This is a genomic window from Mammaliicoccus sp. Dog046 (assembly GCF_034039665.1).
Lineage (GTDB): Bacteria > Bacillota > Bacilli > Staphylococcales > Staphylococcaceae > Mammaliicoccus.
In genome coordinates, this window is sequence record NZ_CP120131.1 from 2,008,348 (window position 1) to 2,028,166 (window position 19,819).

Sequence of the window (19,819 nt, forward strand, 5' to 3'; positions counted from 1 at the left end):
AAACGAAACATAAGTTATGAATCTACATATCATTAATCAAAAGGATCAATACCTTGATATAAAGCTTAAATTCACATTCCATTTTAATACCTTTGTTGTGTATATTTGCCAATTTATATTTTATAAAATGTGTTTAGCACTACCTTTCTCTGGTTATATATAAAGAAGCTCAAGCAAAAGGAGGAAACAAAACTATGGGATTCATTTTAATGTTAATCGTAGGTGGTCTTATCGGCTGGCTAGCAGGCGTTATTTTAGGTAAAGATATTCCTGGTGGTATTATTGGTAATATCATCGCTGGTTTAATCGGTTCTGCTATCGGTGGATCATTATTAGGCGATTTAGGCCCAGTAATTGGTGGAGTAGCAATTATTCCAGCACTTATCGGTTCAATCGTATTAATTTTAATCGTTTCATTTATTTTAAAAGCTATCAGAAAATAAATGTTAAATAAACGCAACAATGACCCAAAATGCCTTTGTGTATTTTGGGTTTATTTATTATCAAATATGATTTCTATATTGAACATCTATTTGCTATACTCAAATAAAAAAGGTGGCGAACATTATGGCTAAAGTTACTCAATGTCAAAGTTGTGGCATACCATTAGATAAGAAAACACCAGCAGGCACTGAAAAAGATGGCAGTTTATCTTCTAAGTATTGTACACATTGTTATCAAAACGGCGAGTGGACTATGGATTTGAGTTTTGATGAAATGTATGACTACAATTTAAAGAGATTCCAAGAATCAGATATGAACAAAGTACAAAAATACTTCCTTAATAAAATGTACACGAAAAAATTCATGCGTAAACTCGATCGTTGGAGTGAATAAGCAAAAAATAAAGGTCGAAGTCATCTAAACGATGAATCGACCTTTACAAATACAATATACGAATAGTATTAGCAAAACCACTCTAGGTAAATAGCTTTGTACTAATAAATTACCCAGGATTTTTACGCTTTAAACAAATCATTCACATAAAATTAACACAAATTACATCTTTTATCTCTTATTAGTTGCTTTGTTTATTAAGTTACGAATGAGTTTAAAAATAACTGCCGTACCTATATATCTTAATATACGTTTTAATATATTTCCCATATTGATTCACTCCTCATGCAATATAAATTTATTGAATGTTACATGCTCTCATACACATACCCAAGAAACAATATATTTACACATCATTATATAGAAAAAACCAGCACAACCTATACTCATAGGTTGTGCTGGTTTTTTTAAAATTCTTCTTCAACTATAAGAAAAATTATTATTTTGGACTTTCTTCATGCCACCATAATGAATCTTTTGGATTTTCCACAGCGTGTTTAAATTCTTTTTTAGATGCTACTGTTGGATAAGATCCTTTTAAAGATTTTTTAGATGTATCTTCGAATAAGAATACTACGACGACTAATCCAATAACACTTACAGCTAATAAATAGAATGCAGGTGCTAAGTTGTTTCCTGTAGCATGTACTAACCAAGAAGCAACTAATGGTGTTGTTCCACCGAATAGTGAAACTGAAATGTTAAATGTCCATGATAACGTTCTATAACGAATATCTGTATGGAATAATGTTGGTAATGAACCAGGCATTGTTCCTTCGTACACTGATAATACAATACCTAACAAAAGTAATCCTATAAATAAGAATCCTAAACCACCAAGGTTAAGTAATTGGAATGATCCCACTGATACAAGTAAAGCTAGAATAAGTCCAGCAGAAATAACTTTTTTATTTCCGATTTTATCACCTAGTCTACCGAAAGTGATCGCAAATGGTACCATAATCAACAACACAAGTGCTGTGATTGGTGTACTAATTTTATCACTAATACCAATTGTTTCATCTAAATATGAAGGCATATAGCCTAATAAGATATAGTTAGTGATGTTGAAGAATGCAACGAATACAACACAGATTAAAATGTCTTTTTTGTATTGTTTAATGATTTCTATTACACTCAACTGTTCATCTTGATCCGCAACATCATTTTCAAAGATAGGCGTTTCTTCAAGATGTGTTCTTAAGTAAAGACCAATTAAACCAATCGGTGCACTTAAGAAGAATGGGATTCTCCAACCCCAAGATTCCATTTGAGCATCTGGTAATGCCCAGAATAGAATTGTAATGAGAATAGACGCTGCTATATAACCAGATAATGTTCCGATTTCCAAACCACTACCAAGTCTAATTCTCTTATTATCTGGTGAAGATTCAGCAATGTAAACCATCGCACCAGCATATTCGCCACCAACTGAGAACCCTTGTAATATACGCGCTAAGAGTAATAAGATAGGTGCCCAAATACCAATTTGATCATAAGTAGGTAATAAACCAATGATTAGCGTAGAAATTGCCATCATGATAATAGTAAACGTTAAGACTACTTTCCTACCTAACTTATCACCAATTTTACCAAAGACGATACCGCCTACAGGTCTTAATAGGAATGCTATAGCAAATGTTGCAAATGTGAATATTAATTTTAATTCATCATTTTGAACAGGACTAAAAAAGTTCTTACTTATAATTACTGCAAGATAAGAATAAAGTGCAAAGTCGAACCATTCCATTGCATTACCAATACCTGTGGCAAATACACTTTTCTTTGCCATGTTGATATCTACGACGTTAATTTTCTTTTTATTGAACTTCAAACGTATCCACTTCCTTTACATTTTTAAGAGTATACGCTCATCTTTACATACTGTCAACTTAATATTCCATAACGTTTATATAATTAAATTATATAACTAACCTAAAAAAGTATGAATCTACATTAATTCGTTTACAAGATATATTTACGACTTCGAGTAAGTATGTGATAATAGTACTAGGTACTAATTTTGTAATTTAAAGGAGATATTATTATGAAATCATACGCAAAAATTACCGCTCAAGGTGCCTATGTACCTAGTAAAATCATGAACAATCAAGATTTCGAACAAATCGTTGAAACAAGTGATGAATGGATACAACAAAGAACAGGCATAATCGAGCGAAGAATTGCAGCTGAAGATGAATATACAAGTGATTTGAGTTATAAAGCCATACTCAATCTGCAAGACAATTATAATGTAGATTTAAGTGATGTTGATATGATTATAAATGCGACATTAACACCAGATTTTAAAACTCCGAGCGTGGCTTCATACATTCAAGCTCAGTTAGGATTGGAACATTCCGGTGCTTTAGATATCAATGCAGCATGTGCAGGATTTACCTATGGACTCAATATTGCAAATGGGCTCATTACCTCTGGACAAAATAAAAAAATACTCGTTATAGGATCAGAAACTTTATCAAAAGTAACTGATTATACAGATAGAAATACATGCATCTTATTCGGAGATGGCGCAGGTGCATTTTTAGTAGAATATACAGAAGATGAACCAAGCTTTATCGCAAGTACATTTGGTTCAGATGGTGCAAAAGGCAAACACTTATATTGCTCAGAACTTTCAACAGAAATGTTTGGAGAGCAATTAGAAAATCCAGGGCACGTCGTACAAAATGGTAGAGGTGTGTATAAATGGGCTGTTAGTTCTGTACCTAAAATAATAGAAGAAACCTTGCATAAAGGACAAATTCAATTAGAAGATTTAGACTGGTTCGTTCCACATAGCGCTAATGCTAGAATGATAGAATCCATCAGTGAACGTTCAAATATTAATAACGACAAAGCACTTATGAGTCTCGGTTATTATGGAAATACATCATCAGCAACAATTCCACTTTCCATCAACAAAGCCGTAACAGAAAATAAAATAAAAAAAGACGATCACCTATTACTCGTTGGATTCGGTGGCGGTCTAACCTATTCATCTTCGTTAATCAAATGGACGATATAGATATTGGTAGAATGATGAGATGTTAAAAGATGTTAAGAGTGAAGATATCGTGCGATTCACACCCAATCGCACGATATCTTGATACTGTACAAAATAAAAATCCTGAGACGCTCAACGTCTCAGGATTTTTATTTAAATTTCTCCATTCTAACAATACCTTCATCATCTTGTGTCGTGATACCATTCTTATAATCGTATCCGTACTTTTTATAGAAATTTACCGCTGTTAATGAGGCTGGAATTTCAATGCGATTAGCTCTTCTATAGTAATAATCATTTTCCAGTGTTTGAATAATTAATTTACCTATACCTCTATCTTGGTATTCGGGTGTAACAAATATGGTAAATAAGCTACTTTCTGTTTCACTATCCCAATAAGGTCCTATCGCGCCAGTAGCAATTACTTCGTCATTATCTTCAAACAAATAAAAATGAGTAAAACTCGCTCTTTCTATTAAAGACTGTGGTGTAATTGTCGATACAACGTTTTCTATTTCTTCTTCAGATTCATCTTTAATATTCGTCGTTCTTAACGTATGAATAATCATTTTACTAACCGCTTCTGCATCCTTAGATTCGAACTTTCTAACCTTCATCAACTTTCACTCCATCCATTAGCTCGCTTCACAAGCAAAGTTATCTTTATCTCTATCATGTTTCAGTGCATATGCTGGATGCGTACTTGGCACGCCATTTGGATAAACTTTTCTCAATTCTGTACAATTTGGATAAGATTCATTGCGATTACTATTCTCTACACTTGGTGACTCAGTTGAAACTTCTGGTGTACGCTGTACTTCCGGCGTTTGCGTTGTTGCTTGTTCTGTCGTCTCTTCATCAAAAGCACTTCCAAGGCTCCAAATACCTCGTTTTTGTTCTTTAGCAATTGCTTCTGAACTTTCCAACTGTTCTAAGTAACGTGTACTTGGTGGATAAACATAAGCAACTTTCGCTAATCCTTCTTCCACTAAAATATCATTCAGCATTTCTCCATCTACATATATGTATGCTAAATATCTTTGATACTTATCTTGTTTACCACCCACATCAAATTCTACTTCAATTTGATTCGCATTCGTCAGTAATTCTTTTGTTCTATCTGAAGCTTCCTGACCAAAAGGCTGCTTACCTAACCTCGGATGTTTCGTTTCTGGTGTATCAATTAACAAAAATCTAAATGACGATTTCTTTCCATTATAAAAGAATTTCGCTGTGTCACCATCAACTGTATCTGCCAATTCTACAGGAATACGATCTGTCGTTCCTGGCGTGTAAGATTTTTTTGTTTTTTTCTTAACCTCTTCAGTTGAAGATTCTGTTTGATCGGCGTCGTCTTGTGCTTTATCATCCTCAACTGATTGAACTTCCGTCGACTCTGTTTTTTCTTTCGTTACTTGCTTTGGCTTATTTGATTTTTTCTGTTCTTCCTTCACCTTATCTTTACTTTGATTTCCCGATTCGTTATCCGTACTGTCCTCGCTAAAAATCCCCACAATCATAGCAAAAATGATAATACATAAACCCCAAAATAAAAATTTCTTCATTTCAATCTCTCCTAAAACTGTTTTCCTTACCTTAATAATAACAAATTTGGAAGAAATTTATATTACAATTTTAAAATAATGCCTTATTTATTACCGTTTTTTTATATTTTCCATTCTTTGATTTCATACATAAAAAAATAAAACATCATTACGATGTTTTAATCTAATAACTTAAATATTAATCTAAAAATCCAACCAATCGCTCGAGGAATATATAACACAACTACTTTAAACAGATCCCATATCAAAAAGAACCCTTCAACGAAATCAAAATATTCCCAACCCTTTTTCTCCCGCTTCTTTTTCTTCTCTTTCATATGAATCCTCCTAACCTTATTGGCTCAATTATATAGTATCTATCCCTAATACATCAGTATTTTTAGGCGTATAACCAAGTAAACGAATGAACGTTACAATTTGTCCTTTATGATGAAATTCATGGCTAATAGAATGGAATAATAATTGTTTAGCTGATTTATGAACCATAGGACTATCTGGTCTCCATGACAGTTTCTTATCATGTATAAAATAGAATTCATCCTCACTTAAATTCAACACTGCTTCAACATATTGATCAGCACGTTTAAAATAATCAACGATATCATCAAACGATACATCTTCTATGTCTTTTTCCTTGTTTAAAGGTGTTGACGTAAGATTAAGCACATATGATCCTAACCATGCATGATAGCAACCCGCAATATGTACTAATGTTTGCTTTATAGATTGAAAACCAACATCAAAAGACTTTGATAATTCTTCTTCACTTAAAGTAGAACACTGTTCCAACAAAATATGACGCGTTCCCTTTACCCATTCATATTCTTGATTATCCATAATATACACCCACAATCTTTTTTTTATAGAGACTATTTTAACTCATTTTTACTCAAACTGCTTTACATATTCGACAATTTCATTTTTAACTTGATACTTAAAATATTTTTCGAGTTTCATATCTGCATCAATATTCACTTGCATGTCCTTATCAGCAGGAACACAATTTATGTATATCAAATTATCTACATTCTTAATTGTTTCAAAGTCATACTTCATTTCAAATTCCTTAAATTCATCTCCTAATGAATTTAAAATGTCCATACTTTGCTTTATATTGCATTCTTTCATATATAAATTATCATTCTTATCATTAACCATCAATAATCCCAAAATTTTCTCTCCTCATAAAATACATTTCTTTTTTAATTTAACACAATTATACAACAAACAATTGTGTTTGCTATATATTAATTATCAGTTTCATAAAGTTAATATATCTTCTCTATTAATTCACACTTTCTAGAAGATTAAACATCATCTAATTTGTCGCAAACTATGATAAAATTAAATTAAACATACAAACGAAGACGTTATTTCAAATTTTACATAAAATATTTGGAGGCAATATGTACTTATTATGCGGTATTACAATAATACTAGTAGGCATGTTATTACTTATATGGGAAGGTAAGAAAATATTCAACATCATCCTATTTAGTTTCGGTGTCCTATTAACACTATTTGCTATTATAAAAATAATATTTACAACTTTGATAAATTAGTACAATTGATGAAATGTTAGAGGATAAATAAAAGCCACCCATTCATATTAAATGGGTGGCTTTCTTTTAATCGAAAAATATTATTGTTGTTTTCTTCTATAGAATACTAGAGAGATTCCGAAAGCTAATAATAACAATATACTTGCTGTAGTTATTATTGGATGATTTTGAATTGCTTCACCCGTATTAGGTAAGACTCCACCTTTATTACCACTATCTTGAGATTTTCCATTATCTTTTTGTTGTGATTTCTCAGGTGTTCCTGTACTATTCGCTGCTTTTTCGGAATGATTATTTCTAGCTTGATCTTTTTCACCTTGGTCATTGGATTCTATAGCTTTTTTATTTTGTTGATCTTTATTCATTTTTTCTTCAGTTGATTTGCCTGTAATTGATTCACCTTTATTTGGTTCCTCCGTTGTCGGTTCCTCTGTTGTTGGCTCTTCCGTTGTCGGCTCTTCCGTTGTCGGTTCCTCCGTTGTTGGTTCCTCCGTTGTTGGTTCTTCTGTCGTCGGCTCTTCCGTTGTTGGTTCTTCAGTAGGTTCTTTAATATTAACAACATTTATATTAATTTCTTTATCTTTTTCAAAATCTAAGACTACTTGATTTGGGAAGTTTGCTTCATCAATCTTGTATCCCTCAGGAATTTTAGTCTCTTTAAGTGTATATGTTCCACCTTTAATATTATCAAAAGCAAGTGTTCCATTTGAATCCGTTGTACCTTTGCCAACTACTTCTCCATCTAAATTGACTAATTCAAATTCAGCACCTTCAAGTGGTTTAGAATTTCCATTTTCATCATTTCCAACTTTATTAATAACTACCTTACCACTATATTTTGCTAAATCGCCCTCTGCCTTACCTCCAGAATTAATATTCTGAACAGTAGCATTAGAATTTTCAGTTACCTGTTTTTCATTCTTATCTATATAAGTAGCTGATGATTGATTTTCAAATGATTTCAATGAATTATCAGTGATTTTTGTAGAATAATATACCATCAATTCATTATAACTCGGTGTATTGAACCTAACATTGATGTTATTTCCATTTACATCAACATTTCCTAATCCAGCATTTTCAAATTCTTCAACAGAATAAAATCTTGGTTGTGCTTCGTTTATTTGTTTTACAGATAATTGCAAGCTATCTTTGTTTAATTCCATACCGCTTCCAAGTGTATCTGAAATTAATGCAGGATCATTTCCTCTAAAATAATCTTGTTTATTGTTAAACCTTAATGCCCATTGTATATTACCAACGTCATCAGGTAGTATTTGACCAGATTTATAAAATATTTCATCAGACTCAACGCCTGAAGCTGAACCATTATTTACAGTGATTGTTTTAGTTATATTTGTATTTCCAAAATCTAAATTAACATTATGAGTACCTTCTTCTGATTTATTTATTTCTGCTTCAAAGAAGAATTCCCCTCTAATATTATCTAGTTTTTCAACATTATCATTAAAAGTACAATCTATTGAACTATTAGTTACATTACAAGTGCCAAGCGTGATGCCTTCAGAATTCTTTAAAGCAATTGAAGAATTAAAACCTAATAATTCTTTTGGTAAATTGACAGACAAAGTATCGTTTGTAGAAATTTTAGTGCCATTTCCAGCAAACGAAACGGAAATCTTAGCTCTTTCTCTGTGTGAAAATTCACCACTAGATCCATCTTGTTTAACAATATTGATATCGTTAATCACTTGATTCGTTAAATCCTTTGCTAATGCTTGATTATTAAAAACAAACATTTGAGTAAAAAGTAATAAAAAACTTAGTAAAACTGAAATATTTTTCATATTAGCCTCCTAAAAATGTATAATATTGACTATTATACCATTCAATTTGAAAATTTGTTATATTTTTTAAGTTAATTGTTTAGAAATTTAAATGGTTTTAATAATAGGTTTAAATACCACATAAATTAAGATGTATATAAAATTAATAGATTAATATGATGGTCAATCAAAAATATTGATTAAATGCAAAAGGGCGCGGGGCAGAAATCTAATTTACATAAAAAGATTTCGTAGTCCCGCCCCGGCAAGGATGACTAGAGTTGAAAAAAGCTTGATACAAGCGCATTTTAAACTCAGTCATCTACTGCCAAGATACTGAAAAAGGCTGAGACATATATTAGTCCCAGCCTCTTTATTCACTGACTCTGCTCTTTATTTAGTTTTATCTGGTAATGTTTCCTTAACCCTACGTGCTAAAACTTTGATGCATTATTATATGTTTCATCTATGTAATTTTCACTTCTATATCAAATTTATTCTCTTTATCTTTACTTTTTAATTTATATTTGATTAATGAAAAATCAAAGTGCTTTTAATAATCTATAACAAATGTATTGTGCCTATGATACACAAAAGCCACCCTGATTAGGTGGTTTTTGTCTCTTTGTCTTTATCATCAATACGTTTTAATTTGTACAGACATTTTTCTAGCGCAGTAATTTCTTCATTAACATTACAATTGTTCTTCTCACTCAACAAGATTGAAATATATAATAAGTCATCACCAATATCTTTTATTTCTTTCAGTGCAACTTTCATAATTATCTAATCTCCTCTATAATGTAAATACCTTATAAATTAAAACATTCCTTCCTTAAATGTATTCTTACATACGCTAGAATTCGAAGTATTATTGATATATAAATAATTTTTTCGACATAAACTAACGAATGGTAGTATGTTTGATATTTAACTATTACCACATATTATTTTTACATAAACATAAAAATACACCTCACACATAGTGAGGTGTTAAGATTCTCTTAAGGGGATCTTAAAAGTGAAGTTAATTACCAAAGTTATTACCTTGGTAATAACTAAATACCCATATTATTACAATAAAAACATAATATTGGAAATTTCCTAATAAATACATATTACACGTGGAGGTATTCAAATGACAAAAGATTTTGATTATATGCAGATGTTAAAAGGCGAATTATATTTAGCAGACGAAATTCATGAGGAAAACGGTGCTAAACATGCTAAGATGCTTGCTCAAAAAATTAATCAAACACCTATTGAAGATACTGAGACAATCGTTCAATTGGAAAGAGAACTGTTTGGTAGTACAGGAAAACATATATATGTTCATCCGCCTTTACACGTCGACTATGGTAGACATGTAAACATCGGTGATTATTTCTTCGCTAACATGGATTGCATATTCTTAGATGTAAATGAAATTAATATCGGACATCACGTCATGTTTGGTCCAAGAGTCTGCTTATACACAGCTGGTCATCCAACAGATCCTACAATTCGTAATGAATTATTAGAATTTGGACTACCTATTACTATAGAAGATAACGTCTGGGTTGGTGGTAATGCCGTCATTCTACCAGGCGTGACTATCGGTAAGAATGCCATTGTCGCATCAGGTGCCGTCGTTACGAAAGACGTGCCACCTAATACCATCGTCGGTGGCAATCCTGCAAAAGTCATCAAACAAATTACAGATGAAGATTATGAAAAATGGTCAAAGTTAAAAGAAGAATATCATCGTAAAAAAGCTTTATATAAATAGTAAAATGGGGACTGAGACATACATTATGTCCCAGCCTCCATTTATTTTTAGCAACTATTTATGACTAAGATCATTTTGATATTTAAATGCATTCTGATATACATAGTAGCGTCTAACAAGTTCAATGACCATCATCCAGACAATATGACCGAATAATTCAGAAACATGTTCATGGAAAGGTTGATCAAAAGCACTAGGTACGACATGCATCATTGGCATGATAACTAAATGAAAAGCAATCCAAACTACTACTCCAAATACGGCACCATAACCCATTGATACTTTTGCAAAGCGTTTAACAAGAATAATATAAATAAAAGCAAATGCAATTGCGAATCCAAAGTGGACGATAAAACTTACCCATGGCATAGATTGTTCTGAGAATTGATAACTCATGTGAGTAAAATCAGAACTAAAACCGAATTTCTGTAACAACTCTTGAGGTGGATTCGTTGCGTTACGTTCAGGCGTTCTCGGTGGTAGCATGACTTCCCAACCTAATTTCACAACACCTGATAATAATCCTCCAATCAGTGCTGCATAAATCATTTGAGTTAAAGATAATCCTTCTCTTTCTTTCATTTATCTCTCTCCTTATATATTGAAATATTTAACATTATTTTACTAAAATGATATATACCTAACAATATTATATTTTAGAATTTTTAGTCATTTTTATGACAAAATTAGTATTCTAATATACAAAAATCCCCTCACTACATACTCATAATAGTGAGGGGATTCCTTTATCTATGCTAGATTCTTGTTATCTATATTATAATACTATGAATGCAAAAAGAAATAACAATTTTATTACTTCAACATCAGTTGATAGAATTCTAAATCTAACCATCTATCAAATTTATATCCTACTTTTTCAATTGTGCCATTATATTTGAACCCTAATTTTTTATGTAATGCAATGCTGTCTTTATTTTCACCATCAATACCAGCAACGATTGTCTTAAATCCATTTTTCTTTGCCATATCAATGATTTCGATTAATAATTTTGAAGCAATGCCTTGTCTTCTATAATTTGAATTAACATAAATAGAATGCTCGATTGTATATTGATACGCTGCCCAATCTCTAAACGATCCATATGTAGCAAATCCAGCAACATCTCCGTCTACATCAAAGACAATGACGGGTTGATTTTTTTCTAATTTATTCTCAAACCACTGTTCACGTTCTGCTAAAGTAGTTTCATCATATGTATATACCGCTGTCGTATTTTTAATTGCGTCGTTATAAATGTGTAAAATACCTTCTAAATCTGCTTTTGTAGCCATTCTAATCATATTATTCCACTCCTTTTATCAGTGGTTTTCTTATTTTTGATATAAAAAATGCACACGACTATATGTTCGAGGACGGATTACGCCTTTATGCTTCTAAAATGGAGCACGAATCATATAGGTTTACATGTGCACTAAAAATTATTATATGGATATCGATATTTACAGTCAAGTTTATCTTTAATTAAATTATAGCATAATTTATTTTTGTGAGTGTAGAAATGGTATACACAACCTGCAATAAAATCAGCAGCCTGAATGAGTCTAGAATGCTTACTATTTAACATTGTTACTTCTAGTTCTATATCTGGTCTGCCTAGATCGAAGTATAGTTTTCCTTTTAAATAATCGACTAAACTATCGCGTCTCGTTATCTTTATCGTTCGATTATCTAATAATAATGTTAATTTGGACATTCCTTCATTGCTAGTAACAATCCGCTTCACTATCCTAAAAACCATATAGTTATAAAGTATATTCTCATCCCTTAACATCGTTTGATCACATTTCGTTTTGTTCGAAATACAATAATGAATGGCCTCTGATTTTTCTACAATTTTTTGAATGTAATAGTACCTCATCGCAGGAAACGAATTCGTATGTTTAATTTCTTCATGTTCAAAATGATGAGGATAAGCTTTCCTAAATCTTAGCTCTTGGTTCTTCATAAAGTTAATGATTGGTTTCTCATTAGATACTTGAATACCACCTACAACGATATAATCACCATCGATACCAAAATTCCCTGATTCATCCAAAGCGATTTTGATTTCCATGTCTATTCAACCTATCTTTACAACCTGTATTTACTTAAAATATTATAACAATACATTCCAGTTGTAAACAATTAAAATGATGAATAAGTACTTTTTATGAAATACTTACCTCGCATTCAATGTATTACGACCTAATACCGTAAGTACCATGATTATAATTGAAATCAACATCGCTATGAAACCTAATTGATGCATGGCTACTGTTAAACTTTCACCTTTAAATAACATTCCGATTAATGTTGAAGATACAATTGCACCTATATAACCACATGTCCGTAACAATCCTGCTGACATCCCTATGATAGATCTTGGTGCTTGATGATATACAGCATTTTGATTTGCTAAATTGAGTAAACCTTGTGGGAGACCAAATACAGCCGATAGCAAGATTAATATAATAATCGGTGTTTGCGCATTTATAAATTGAAAACCTGCCATTGTTATAATTGCACCTATCGTACCAATATATAACTTAGCTTTGATAGATAATCGCGTCCCTGTTAATTGCGCCATGATTAGACCGACTAGAAACTGCGGTAACATCATTAAACCAGCATGTGCAGGTGTCAGGTCTTTAACATCTTCTAACCATTGAATATACCCATATAACACACTGTAGGAGACAATCATCGATAGAAATGTACGTAAATAAGTATTATTCAGTGCCGTATTATGTCCTAAAACCCTTAAATCAATAAATGGTTTTTTGGATTTTAATTCAAACAATATAAATGATACAAACGTTATGAATCCAATGATGAGTAAATAAAGGGTATTTCTATGTGGTTCCATAAAAAATATCATCCATGTAGACAAAGTGATTGTAAATAGGATTATACCTATAAAATCAACTTGGACTTTTATTGATTGTAATTTATTTTTGTTAACAATTTTCGGGAAGTATAAATATCCAAATACAAACGATAAGATCGACATTGGTAAGTTCACTATAAATATCGCTTGCCAGCCACCACTCGTTACTAATAATCCACCTATTGTAGGTCCGATTACAGAAATCGTTTGGTTACTTATTGATAACAAAGTTAAAATCGTGCTTGGACTTTCTTTCCCCGTACGTTCTCCTTCATATTTAATAAGATACATTGCAGACGGATAACCCGCACAAGTACCAATACCGATTAAAAATCGGGCAAGGACTAGACCATAAAAAGAAGACGAAAAAAGCGCGATAATGCTCGCTAAACCAACTAAACTTGTAGCAAATAAAAAGAGGCCACGCGGACCAAAAATATCAATTAACTTCCCTATTACTGGTTGGCCAATACTCGTAGCCAAATACAATGACGATACAAGCCAAGCAGTTTGGTAGAAAGGTATACCAAACGCCTGTGCAATTGGAACTAAAGCAACAGCAAGCATCGATGAATTAATAGGGTTTAAAATAGAGCCTAAAATCATTGGAGGGTATAATTTTTTATTAAAATCAACACCTCTTGAAACATCTGCCATAATCATTACTCCTATTTATTCAATTATTTCATCCATGCTTCTGTTGTAATTACATCACCATATCTAGTTAATATATTATCCACTAAAAAGTCATGTGTTTCCGCATCTCTATCTGCTGCTGCATCCTTCAATACTGTTAACGTGTAATCTTTATCAAAAGCTTCAACTGCAGTAGATAATACAACACCACTCGTTGCTATACCAGTTAGAACGAGATGATCAACTTGTAGTCCACTTAATAAAACATCGAGATTACTACCAGTAAAAGCACTAATTCTCTGTTTAGTAACAATAAGATCATCTGATTCAATATCAAGCCCATTAACAATCTGAGCAGCTTCATCATTTGTCGTCATAGCAATACCACTTGTTTTCATTTTAGAAAACAATATATTGTTTGGAGAAACCTCACTGAAATTTTTAGAGAAAGCAAGTCGAACAAATAAAATAGGAATATTCGCCTCCCTAGCCTTTGCTATCGCTTCATTCGTTGTCTTCACTAGCTCATCTAATCCAGGATATGATCCTGCAATACCATTTTGCATATCCATAATTAAAAGCGCGGTATTCTGTTCCATTCCAATTCCTTCTTTCAAATGTTTAATTATTCAAGTATCGTATCATAACTAGGGTGAAATAAGTAGCTTTAATTATTGGAGGGGAACTTAATTTAAAATGAGACGTAAAAAAAGAGATTAAACAAAGTAAGTTGTTTAATCTCTTTAGTCGTTATCTTTATCTTAGAGATGCATTACACAAATAAATGAAATTTATTCATAGAAACCTAATTCAATCAATCGATTTTCTACAATTTGTATATCTATTTTTTGTGCTTTTGCAATATGTGTAGCTTTAATGAATACATTTATATCTCTAATTAACAAAGGAACTTCTATATTTATATACGAGGGTTTTGAAAATCCATACATTCTCCAATTTAATAGAGGCGGTCTATATTTTCTTTGATGTGGTTCACCCTTTACAGTAGTTATTCGAAAGAAATAAACTTCATTCTCTCCTCTTTCCACTATAAAAATTGGTCTCTTTTTTGACTCACCTTTATTTTCTGGCTCATCAAAGAATACGATACACCAATGCATATCTCCACGTTCGTATATATTATCCATTATACCAATCTACATCCGCGGGATTGTTTTTATCTAATTTGATTCTTCCGTTAACTTCATTAACTCGTATTGCTGTTTTTTTCAATTTTTTCAAATCTAATTTACGTGGTTCTTTTTTTGTATATATACCTATATTTCTACTTTTTGTTATATGCATTTCACCATCTCCTTTCAATAGCAAAACGATATAGACTTTCCTTTGTTACTATCAAATTCACTAACTACACAAATAAATGTTTTATACTATTACTCTTCCTACCTTTTTAAATTTAGGAATTACACACATTAATGTTGGAAAAGATTTTTAAATAGTTAATTACCTTATTTAATACGTATTCTACCCTATCAATAATTTCATTTGTTATTTATTGATATTTTTAGTTTGTGTTCCAACTACCGTATAAATAGCCATCTTGATAAAGTAATAGTTATTATAAATATACCCTCTCTTTTTTTCTTTTACAACAATTATGTTATTTGATTACCTGATTAAATTAGTCAATTCAAATATCTAGTTTTACCTATCCATTAAAAAAATACCTCACTTAATTGTGAGGTATTCTGTATTATTCAGCTTCCATTTCTTTATCCATTTTTTCTTGTGCCTCAGGACTTACACATCCACCAACAGTACAAAATGATCCATCTGGTTTATAATAACCCATCGCATCCCCACCACCTTGTGCTTGAACATATTCATTTCCTTCATTATCTACTTGGCCATTAACATCTTGACCATTTCTAAATTGTTCTGCAACTTCATCTTTACTAGGTTTCTGTTGCACTGGTTCTTGTACACTCTGCTCAACTGGTTGTTGATCCTGTGCTGGCTGTTCTATAGATTGTGTTTCTTGAACTGCTTGTTCGTTTGTAACAACTTCGTTCGTATTTACTTCTTGAGTACTTTGAACTTCTTGTGTATTTTGAACTTCTTCAGTCGCTTGTTCTTTTGATTTTACTTCAGCTTTTTTAGTTGATTCTTTCTTGCCAGTATCTTTCTTTTTATCTGACTTCTCTTTCTTAATTTCTTTCATTGTATCTTTAGTATCATTTTTTGATGGTGTTTCCTCTTTTTGACCACATGCACCTAATACCAATAACGAAACAAATAATAAAACAAATAACTTTTTCATATTTTTATCCCCTTATAATTAAAATTAACAACATTTATTTTATTATAGACTAATTGGACGCTATAAGTATACATAATTTTATAATTACGCCAAATTTTTCATATTTTATATTTTACCAATTAATCACTTCATGATAAGCATCATTTTTAATTATCTAGTTATATTTCAAGTTTCTTTGAAACACCTGATCTTTCAGAAGGTTTGAATATTATCGAAATCAAATAGAAAAAAACAACTAACATCGGGCAGACATTAGTTGCTACTTCAAATTTCTTTTATACGATATTAATTAATGACCTTTATGCTTTTCTTTTGCTTTGTATTTCTTGATTTTTCTTTTTCTTTCATTGAAAGCATCTCTTTTTGCCTTACTTTGCTTTTTACTTTGCTTCTTTTTTAACTCTTGCTCTTCTTTCAAAGCTAGTTGTGCTTTAGTTAAATCATTAGAAGATCTTTGTTCTTTAGCTACTTGTCTTTGTAATCTTTTAGGGTTAACTCTTTGTTTTTTCTTTTTAATGTTTACACTTGTTTTGGTATTTTCAATTAATACTAACAAATATTTTTCAATAAAATAGAGAACTTCTCCATCGTCTGGATTTGACCCAAAGGTATACTTAGCAAATTTTGATTTATTACCTTCACTATATTCAACTAAACCTATAAAAAATTGCCCATCATGAAATACAGATAGCTCCATGCTATCCCTCCTCTTATTTAATCAGAAATGATGGACGTCCTGAGGAGGAAGGTTACTTACAAAAAAACAATTTCATTTGCATTGGGACTACCAACCCAATTGTGTTTTTACATTTCTAAGACTATTGTAACTTAAAGGAACCCTTGAATTACTAAAGAATTGTTCACTCTAAACACGTTCGTTATCCAAGGATAGGTCACATGAATTATATGAGTTAAGAATTTATAATTGAAGTTACATTTACCATTTGCCTTTTTTTACTTACTGTAGTTACTATAAATTCTCCTTCATCTTTCCATTCACCAGCAATAGCAATTTTAGCTTCGCGTTTTCCTATATCAAATATTTCATCTCTCAATTCAAAAAAATAATTTTCATTTTTGAAATTTACTTTTAGAGTTCTGTTGCCATAATAAAAAAACATTACTTTTTCGTTTGTGGAATAACGATGAAAAAGAGGTACAACTACAACTTGACCCTGAAAGCCATCTAAATAGTTATTGAACACTCTACCATCAAGAAAACAATCTCTAATTAGCATATCACCTATATAACTGTCTGGTGAGTATTGTCTACAAATTTCAGTAAAGGATCGCAAATTAGTAATTTTATTAGCTCTATCATACTCATCTTTACTAGAACTACTACTAATATTCCTTTTATTTTGATTACTAGTTTTTATTATACCGTCAATAAAAGAATCAAAATTAAAATTTTCTCTATCTTTATCACTATATCCACCACTTTTATCATATTTACATCCATCTTCGTGTTTATTATCTTTAAGTCTAGCACTAAATGTATTGAATTCTCTACCTTTACTAGAAATTACTAAAGTTAACTTTATACCACATCCTATACAATAATACGTTTTGTTTCTATCATTGTCATTCAAATCATAAGCATTCACTTCTTCATAGATAATCTCATTCTTTATATCTTTACCTTTAATAACTTGCGCAGTAGTTGCCATAAGTAACCTCCTCTTTATTGTTATTTTGATAATTATCTTCTAAACCATACACTAATACAAGATGAGTTCAATAAAAATCCTATCGTTTAATTTTTATCTATGTACAAACAGACTTTTTTGTACATAACTGTTAGCCAATTTAGACTAACAGCTATTACTTGAAAATGAGTAACAGTTATTATTACATAATATCTTTTGAAAACCCTAATGATTTATTTTCAAACCCATTACTTTTATAAAAACTATGCGCATTATCTCTTTCTTCTCTATTACCACTGTTTAAAGTGATTGCTTTGCATCCCAATTGAGTCGCTAATTTCTCTGACTCATTTAATAACATCGTTCCATACCCTTGACCTCTGTATTTAGAATTTATAACGAATGCAAGTATGCGCATATACTCGTCATTTTTTTCATAAAACAACATTTTACACATACCACTCATACCGATTAACACATCATCTTTTATTAAAAGTAACAAATAATAATCTTCATGACTATATATCTTTTTCAATCGATTTAATAATTCCTTTGCTACTGTTGGATAACCTAAATTTTCATATAAAACTAGCAAATCGTCTATTTTTTGAAAGTCCTTCTCTTCAAATAGCCTTATTTCTCTAGTCATAATATCACCTACCTATAATCTGAATTTCCTATTTGGCTTTGCTAATTTATAATAGTATAGTCTTTTTCAAAGAATCTCTATGTAGTTCTATCTTGTGTCTGTCCGGATCTGTATGATATATAGATTGTTTATCCCTTTCATTACTTATACTTGCTCGTAATATATTCACAGAATATTCTATCATAAAGAAGTGTAAAAGTTTCAATTCAACATTTAAATGATGATTCTAACAATGAAATCCTATCAACTGATGTACAATCTACAGAAAACTGTTTGTAAACACTGATTTTCACAAATACTATTTGTTTTCTATATATTTACTATAAAATAACCCTATCTAGCGGAAACTAGGTAGGGCATAAAATTTCTATATAAATGTTAAGTAGAACTGCTGTACCATATACAAATTCACATCAAAATATTTTCTTTATTTCTTTAATTTATCCATACCTTTATCAATATACTTCGAATAGTCTTTTCCACTTTTTTTCTTATACATATCATTTGCTTTGTGTAAGCCTTTTTCAAGTTGACCGTTTTTAACTAATTTATCGAATGTGTTTTTAATTTTATTTTTCACAAGTATCTCCTTTATTTCGCTCATTTTTTCGTCATAATTTGTGTAAATCGACTTATAAACTATCAATTACATCAATATTCTTTTTTCCACATAATTTAATAATTCTTCTTTAATTTCAATGCTATAATATGTTTCTGAGATAATCGATGCTGCAGTTTTAGTGCTACGCTTGATAGGCATAAAATTAACATAGATAAAATTATTCATTTCTTTTAATTGTTTGATATTATTTTCAATTTCATAATCTTTGAATTTTTTCACTATATCTCTATATAAATTTTGACAATCTTCATTTTCTAAATTAACTGACTTTAAAGTAGTATATCTATCATTAATCATCAATGATATCATTGCTTTTCCTCCTTTAATTTATTGAACAAAAATACTACCTTTTATATTATGTTAATTCGTTATTTTAAACAAGGTTTTACTATTTTTACCCCCTTTCATGAAAACCCCCCCGCGTTGCGAAGTGTTAGACATCTCCAGTTACCCAGAAACCGTGCCACTGTCGCATTGGTAGGGGGGCATTCTGAAAACTACTTTACTTTTACTATTATCAATACTTCAAGTACAACTTTTATATTTTTTTATATGCTGTGGCAATACT

At 31.0% G+C, this 19,819-nt stretch carries 25 protein-coding genes; 4 read left to right on the top strand and 21 right to left on the bottom strand.

What is annotated here, in order from left to right; all coding sequences use genetic code 11:
- The first annotated feature begins 194 nt into the window (after window positions 1-194).
- Both P3U32_RS09965 and P3U32_RS09970 read left to right on the top strand, forming a co-directional pair.
- Window positions 195-443 carry a GlsB/YeaQ/YmgE family stress response membrane protein gene (locus tag P3U32_RS09965; protein ID WP_323702986.1) on the top strand — a complete coding sequence of 83 codons (249 nt, stop codon included), beginning with the start codon at window positions 195-197 and terminating at the stop codon, window positions 441-443.
- A gap of 124 nt (window positions 444-567) precedes the next feature.
- The gene (locus tag P3U32_RS09970; RefSeq protein ID WP_323702987.1) at window positions 568-837 is read left to right on the top strand and encodes a zinc ribbon domain-containing protein; all 270 of its coding nucleotides are present in this window, start codon (window positions 568-570) and stop codon (window positions 835-837) included.
- 439 nt (window positions 838-1,276) lie between these two features.
- Here the strand turns inward: P3U32_RS09970 and P3U32_RS09975 are convergent, their stop codons facing one another.
- Complete coding sequence (locus P3U32_RS09975) at window positions 1,277-2,671, bottom strand: MFS transporter (RefSeq protein ID WP_323702988.1); 1,395 nt, start codon at window positions 2,669-2,671, stop codon at window positions 1,277-1,279.
- A gap of 213 nt (window positions 2,672-2,884) precedes the next feature.
- On the opposite strand from P3U32_RS09975, the gene P3U32_RS09980 reads away from it, so the two are divergent.
- Entirely contained in the window at window positions 2,885-3,865 is a 981-nt protein-coding gene (locus P3U32_RS09980) for a ketoacyl-ACP synthase III (protein WP_323702989.1), read from the top strand.
- 128 nt (window positions 3,866-3,993) lie between these two features.
- On the opposite strand, the gene P3U32_RS09985 is transcribed toward P3U32_RS09980, so the two are convergent.
- The 7 genes from P3U32_RS09985 to P3U32_RS10015 form a co-directional block, all read right to left on the bottom strand.
- Window positions 3,994-4,461 (bottom strand): GNAT family N-acetyltransferase, encoded by a 468-nt coding sequence (locus P3U32_RS09985; protein ID WP_323702990.1) that lies wholly within the window; start codon window positions 4,459-4,461, stop codon window positions 3,994-3,996.
- Window positions 4,462-4,479: 18 nt separating this feature from the next.
- Window positions 4,480-5,409 carry a thermonuclease family protein gene (locus P3U32_RS09990; protein WP_323702991.1) on the bottom strand — a complete coding sequence of 310 codons (930 nt, stop codon included), beginning with the start codon at window positions 5,407-5,409 and terminating at the stop codon, window positions 4,480-4,482.
- 158 nt (window positions 5,410-5,567) lie between these two features.
- Window positions 5,568-5,726: a hypothetical protein gene (locus tag P3U32_RS09995; protein ID WP_323702992.1), complete on the bottom strand. Its 159-nt coding sequence runs from the start codon at window positions 5,724-5,726 to the stop codon at window positions 5,568-5,570.
- Between the two features lie 28 nt (window positions 5,727-5,754).
- Window positions 5,755-6,246, bottom strand: a complete 492-nt coding sequence (locus tag P3U32_RS10000) for a DinB family protein (RefSeq protein WP_323702993.1) — start codon at window positions 6,244-6,246, stop codon at window positions 5,755-5,757.
- A 48-nt stretch (window positions 6,247-6,294) separates the two neighbouring features.
- Window positions 6,295-6,579: a hypothetical protein gene (locus P3U32_RS10005; RefSeq protein WP_323702994.1), complete on the bottom strand. Its 285-nt coding sequence runs from the start codon at window positions 6,577-6,579 to the stop codon at window positions 6,295-6,297.
- Window positions 6,580-7,051: 472 nt separating this feature from the next.
- Window positions 7,052-8,779 (bottom strand): SpaA isopeptide-forming pilin-related protein, encoded by a 1,728-nt coding sequence (locus P3U32_RS10010; protein WP_323702995.1) that lies wholly within the window; start codon window positions 8,777-8,779, stop codon window positions 7,052-7,054.
- Window positions 8,780-9,364: 585 nt separating this feature from the next.
- Entirely contained in the window at window positions 9,365-9,538 is a 174-nt protein-coding gene (locus tag P3U32_RS10015) for a hypothetical protein (RefSeq protein WP_323702996.1), read from the bottom strand.
- 358 nt (window positions 9,539-9,896) lie between these two features.
- On the opposite strand from P3U32_RS10015, the gene P3U32_RS10020 reads away from it, so the two are divergent.
- Window positions 9,897-10,526, top strand: a complete 630-nt coding sequence (locus tag P3U32_RS10020; protein WP_323702997.1) for a sugar O-acetyltransferase — start codon at window positions 9,897-9,899, stop codon at window positions 10,524-10,526.
- A 54-nt stretch (window positions 10,527-10,580) separates the two neighbouring features.
- Here the strand turns inward: P3U32_RS10020 and P3U32_RS10025 are convergent, their stop codons facing one another.
- The 13 genes from P3U32_RS10025 to P3U32_RS10090 all read right to left on the bottom strand — a co-directional run bounded on the left by P3U32_RS10025 (window position 10,581) and on the right by P3U32_RS10090 (window position 19,560).
- The gene (locus P3U32_RS10025) at window positions 10,581-11,108 is read right to left on the bottom strand and encodes a YagU family protein (RefSeq protein WP_323702998.1); all 528 of its coding nucleotides are present in this window, start codon (window positions 11,106-11,108) and stop codon (window positions 10,581-10,583) included.
- A gap of 231 nt (window positions 11,109-11,339) precedes the next feature.
- Window positions 11,340-11,828 carry a GNAT family N-acetyltransferase gene (locus P3U32_RS10030; RefSeq protein WP_323702999.1) on the bottom strand — a complete coding sequence of 163 codons (489 nt, stop codon included), beginning with the start codon at window positions 11,826-11,828 and terminating at the stop codon, window positions 11,340-11,342.
- A 131-nt stretch (window positions 11,829-11,959) separates the two neighbouring features.
- Window positions 11,960-12,601, bottom strand: a complete 642-nt coding sequence (locus P3U32_RS10035) for a DUF3800 domain-containing protein (RefSeq protein WP_323703000.1) — start codon at window positions 12,599-12,601, stop codon at window positions 11,960-11,962.
- 105 nt (window positions 12,602-12,706) lie between these two features.
- Window positions 12,707-14,071, bottom strand: coding sequence for an MFS transporter (locus P3U32_RS10040; RefSeq protein ID WP_323703001.1), 1,365 nt, complete (start codon window positions 14,069-14,071; stop codon window positions 12,707-12,709).
- 23 nt (window positions 14,072-14,094) lie between these two features.
- On the bottom strand, window positions 14,095-14,649 hold the full coding sequence (locus P3U32_RS10045) for a cysteine hydrolase family protein (protein WP_323703002.1): 555 nt from the start codon (window positions 14,647-14,649) through the stop codon (window positions 14,095-14,097).
- Between the two features lie 192 nt (window positions 14,650-14,841).
- Window positions 14,842-15,198: a hypothetical protein gene (locus P3U32_RS10050; RefSeq protein ID WP_323703003.1), complete on the bottom strand. Its 357-nt coding sequence runs from the start codon at window positions 15,196-15,198 to the stop codon at window positions 14,842-14,844.
- Window positions 15,191-15,355 carry a hypothetical protein gene (locus P3U32_RS10055; protein WP_323703004.1) on the bottom strand — a complete coding sequence of 55 codons (165 nt, stop codon included), beginning with the start codon at window positions 15,353-15,355 and terminating at the stop codon, window positions 15,191-15,193. Before P3U32_RS10055 ends, P3U32_RS10050 begins: the two co-directional genes overlap by 8 nt.
- 409 nt (window positions 15,356-15,764) lie before the next feature.
- Window positions 15,765-16,331 (bottom strand): hypothetical protein, encoded by a 567-nt coding sequence (locus P3U32_RS10060; protein WP_323703005.1) that lies wholly within the window; start codon window positions 16,329-16,331, stop codon window positions 15,765-15,767.
- Window positions 16,332-16,620: 289 nt separating this feature from the next.
- Entirely contained in the window at window positions 16,621-17,028 is a 408-nt protein-coding gene (locus P3U32_RS10065) for a YjdF family protein (RefSeq protein ID WP_323703006.1), read from the bottom strand.
- Window positions 17,029-17,242: 214 nt separating this feature from the next.
- A complete protein-coding gene (locus P3U32_RS10070) occupies window positions 17,243-18,001 on the bottom strand; it encodes a hypothetical protein (RefSeq protein WP_323703007.1) in 759 nt (252 codons plus the stop codon).
- A gap of 181 nt (window positions 18,002-18,182) precedes the next feature.
- Window positions 18,183-18,629, bottom strand: coding sequence for a GNAT family N-acetyltransferase (locus tag P3U32_RS10075; protein ID WP_323703008.1), 447 nt, complete (start codon window positions 18,627-18,629; stop codon window positions 18,183-18,185).
- Window positions 18,630-19,056: 427 nt separating this feature from the next.
- Window positions 19,057-19,209 carry an Rv0909 family putative TA system antitoxin gene (locus P3U32_RS10085; RefSeq protein ID WP_075577747.1) on the bottom strand — a complete coding sequence of 51 codons (153 nt, stop codon included), beginning with the start codon at window positions 19,207-19,209 and terminating at the stop codon, window positions 19,057-19,059.
- 66 nt (window positions 19,210-19,275) lie between these two features.
- Window positions 19,276-19,560: a hypothetical protein gene (locus tag P3U32_RS10090; protein ID WP_323703009.1), complete on the bottom strand. Its 285-nt coding sequence runs from the start codon at window positions 19,558-19,560 to the stop codon at window positions 19,276-19,278.
- Between the last annotated feature and the right edge of the window lie 259 nt (window positions 19,561-19,819).

What these genes read in the sequence shown, in the direction of transcription:
- P3U32_RS10050 (WP_323703003.1), bottom strand. Translation starts at nt 15,198, where the DNA reads ATGGATAATATATACGAACGTGGAGATATGCATTGGTGTATCGTATTC.
- P3U32_RS10065 (WP_323703006.1), bottom strand. Translation starts at nt 17,028, where the DNA reads ATGGAGCTATCTGTATTTCATGATGGGCAATTTTTTATAGGTTTAGTT.
- P3U32_RS09990 (WP_323702991.1), bottom strand. Translation starts at nt 5,409, where the DNA reads ATGAAGAAATTTTTATTTTGGGGTTTATGTATTATCATTTTTGCTATG.
- P3U32_RS10075 (WP_323703008.1), bottom strand. Translation starts at nt 18,629, where the DNA reads ATGACTAGAGAAATAAGGCTATTTGAAGAGAAGGACTTTCAAAAAATA.
- P3U32_RS10040 (WP_323703001.1), bottom strand. Translation starts at nt 14,071, where the DNA reads ATGGCAGATGTTTCAAGAGGTGTTGATTTTAATAAAAAATTATACCCT.
- P3U32_RS10070 (WP_323703007.1), bottom strand. Translation starts at nt 18,001, where the DNA reads ATGGCAACTACTGCGCAAGTTATTAAAGGTAAAGATATAAAGAATGAG.
- P3U32_RS10020 (WP_323702997.1), top strand. Translation starts at nt 9,897, where the DNA reads ATGACAAAAGATTTTGATTATATGCAGATGTTAAAAGGCGAATTATAT.
- P3U32_RS09970 (WP_323702987.1), top strand. Translation starts at nt 568, where the DNA reads ATGGCTAAAGTTACTCAATGTCAAAGTTGTGGCATACCATTAGATAAG.
- P3U32_RS09995 (WP_323702992.1), bottom strand. Translation starts at nt 5,726, where the DNA reads ATGAAAGAGAAGAAAAAGAAGCGGGAGAAAAAGGGTTGGGAATATTTT.
- P3U32_RS10025 (WP_323702998.1), bottom strand. Translation starts at nt 11,108, where the DNA reads ATGAAAGAAAGAGAAGGATTATCTTTAACTCAAATGATTTATGCAGCA.
- P3U32_RS09985 (WP_323702990.1), bottom strand. Translation starts at nt 4,461, where the DNA reads ATGAAGGTTAGAAAGTTCGAATCTAAGGATGCAGAAGCGGTTAGTAAA.
- P3U32_RS10000 (WP_323702993.1), bottom strand. Translation starts at nt 6,246, where the DNA reads ATGGATAATCAAGAATATGAATGGGTAAAGGGAACGCGTCATATTTTG.
- P3U32_RS09980 (WP_323702989.1), top strand. Translation starts at nt 2,885, where the DNA reads ATGAAATCATACGCAAAAATTACCGCTCAAGGTGCCTATGTACCTAGT.
- P3U32_RS10090 (WP_323703009.1), bottom strand. Translation starts at nt 19,560, where the DNA reads ATGATATCATTGATGATTAATGATAGATATACTACTTTAAAGTCAGTT.
- P3U32_RS10015 (WP_323702996.1), bottom strand. Translation starts at nt 9,538, where the DNA reads ATGAAAGTTGCACTGAAAGAAATAAAAGATATTGGTGATGACTTATTA.
- P3U32_RS10035 (WP_323703000.1), bottom strand. Translation starts at nt 12,601, where the DNA reads ATGGAAATCAAAATCGCTTTGGATGAATCAGGGAATTTTGGTATCGAT.
- P3U32_RS10055 (WP_323703004.1), bottom strand. Translation starts at nt 15,355, where the DNA reads ATGCATATAACAAAAAGTAGAAATATAGGTATATATACAAAAAAAGAA.
- P3U32_RS10010 (WP_323702995.1), bottom strand. Translation starts at nt 8,779, where the DNA reads ATGAAAAATATTTCAGTTTTACTAAGTTTTTTATTACTTTTTACTCAA.
- P3U32_RS10045 (WP_323703002.1), bottom strand. Translation starts at nt 14,649, where the DNA reads ATGGAACAGAATACCGCGCTTTTAATTATGGATATGCAAAATGGTATT.
- P3U32_RS09965 (WP_323702986.1), top strand. Translation starts at nt 195, where the DNA reads ATGGGATTCATTTTAATGTTAATCGTAGGTGGTCTTATCGGCTGGCTA.
- P3U32_RS10060 (WP_323703005.1), bottom strand. Translation starts at nt 16,331, where the DNA reads ATGAAAAAGTTATTTGTTTTATTATTTGTTTCGTTATTGGTATTAGGT.
- P3U32_RS10030 (WP_323702999.1), bottom strand. Translation starts at nt 11,828, where the DNA reads ATGATTAGAATGGCTACAAAAGCAGATTTAGAAGGTATTTTACACATT.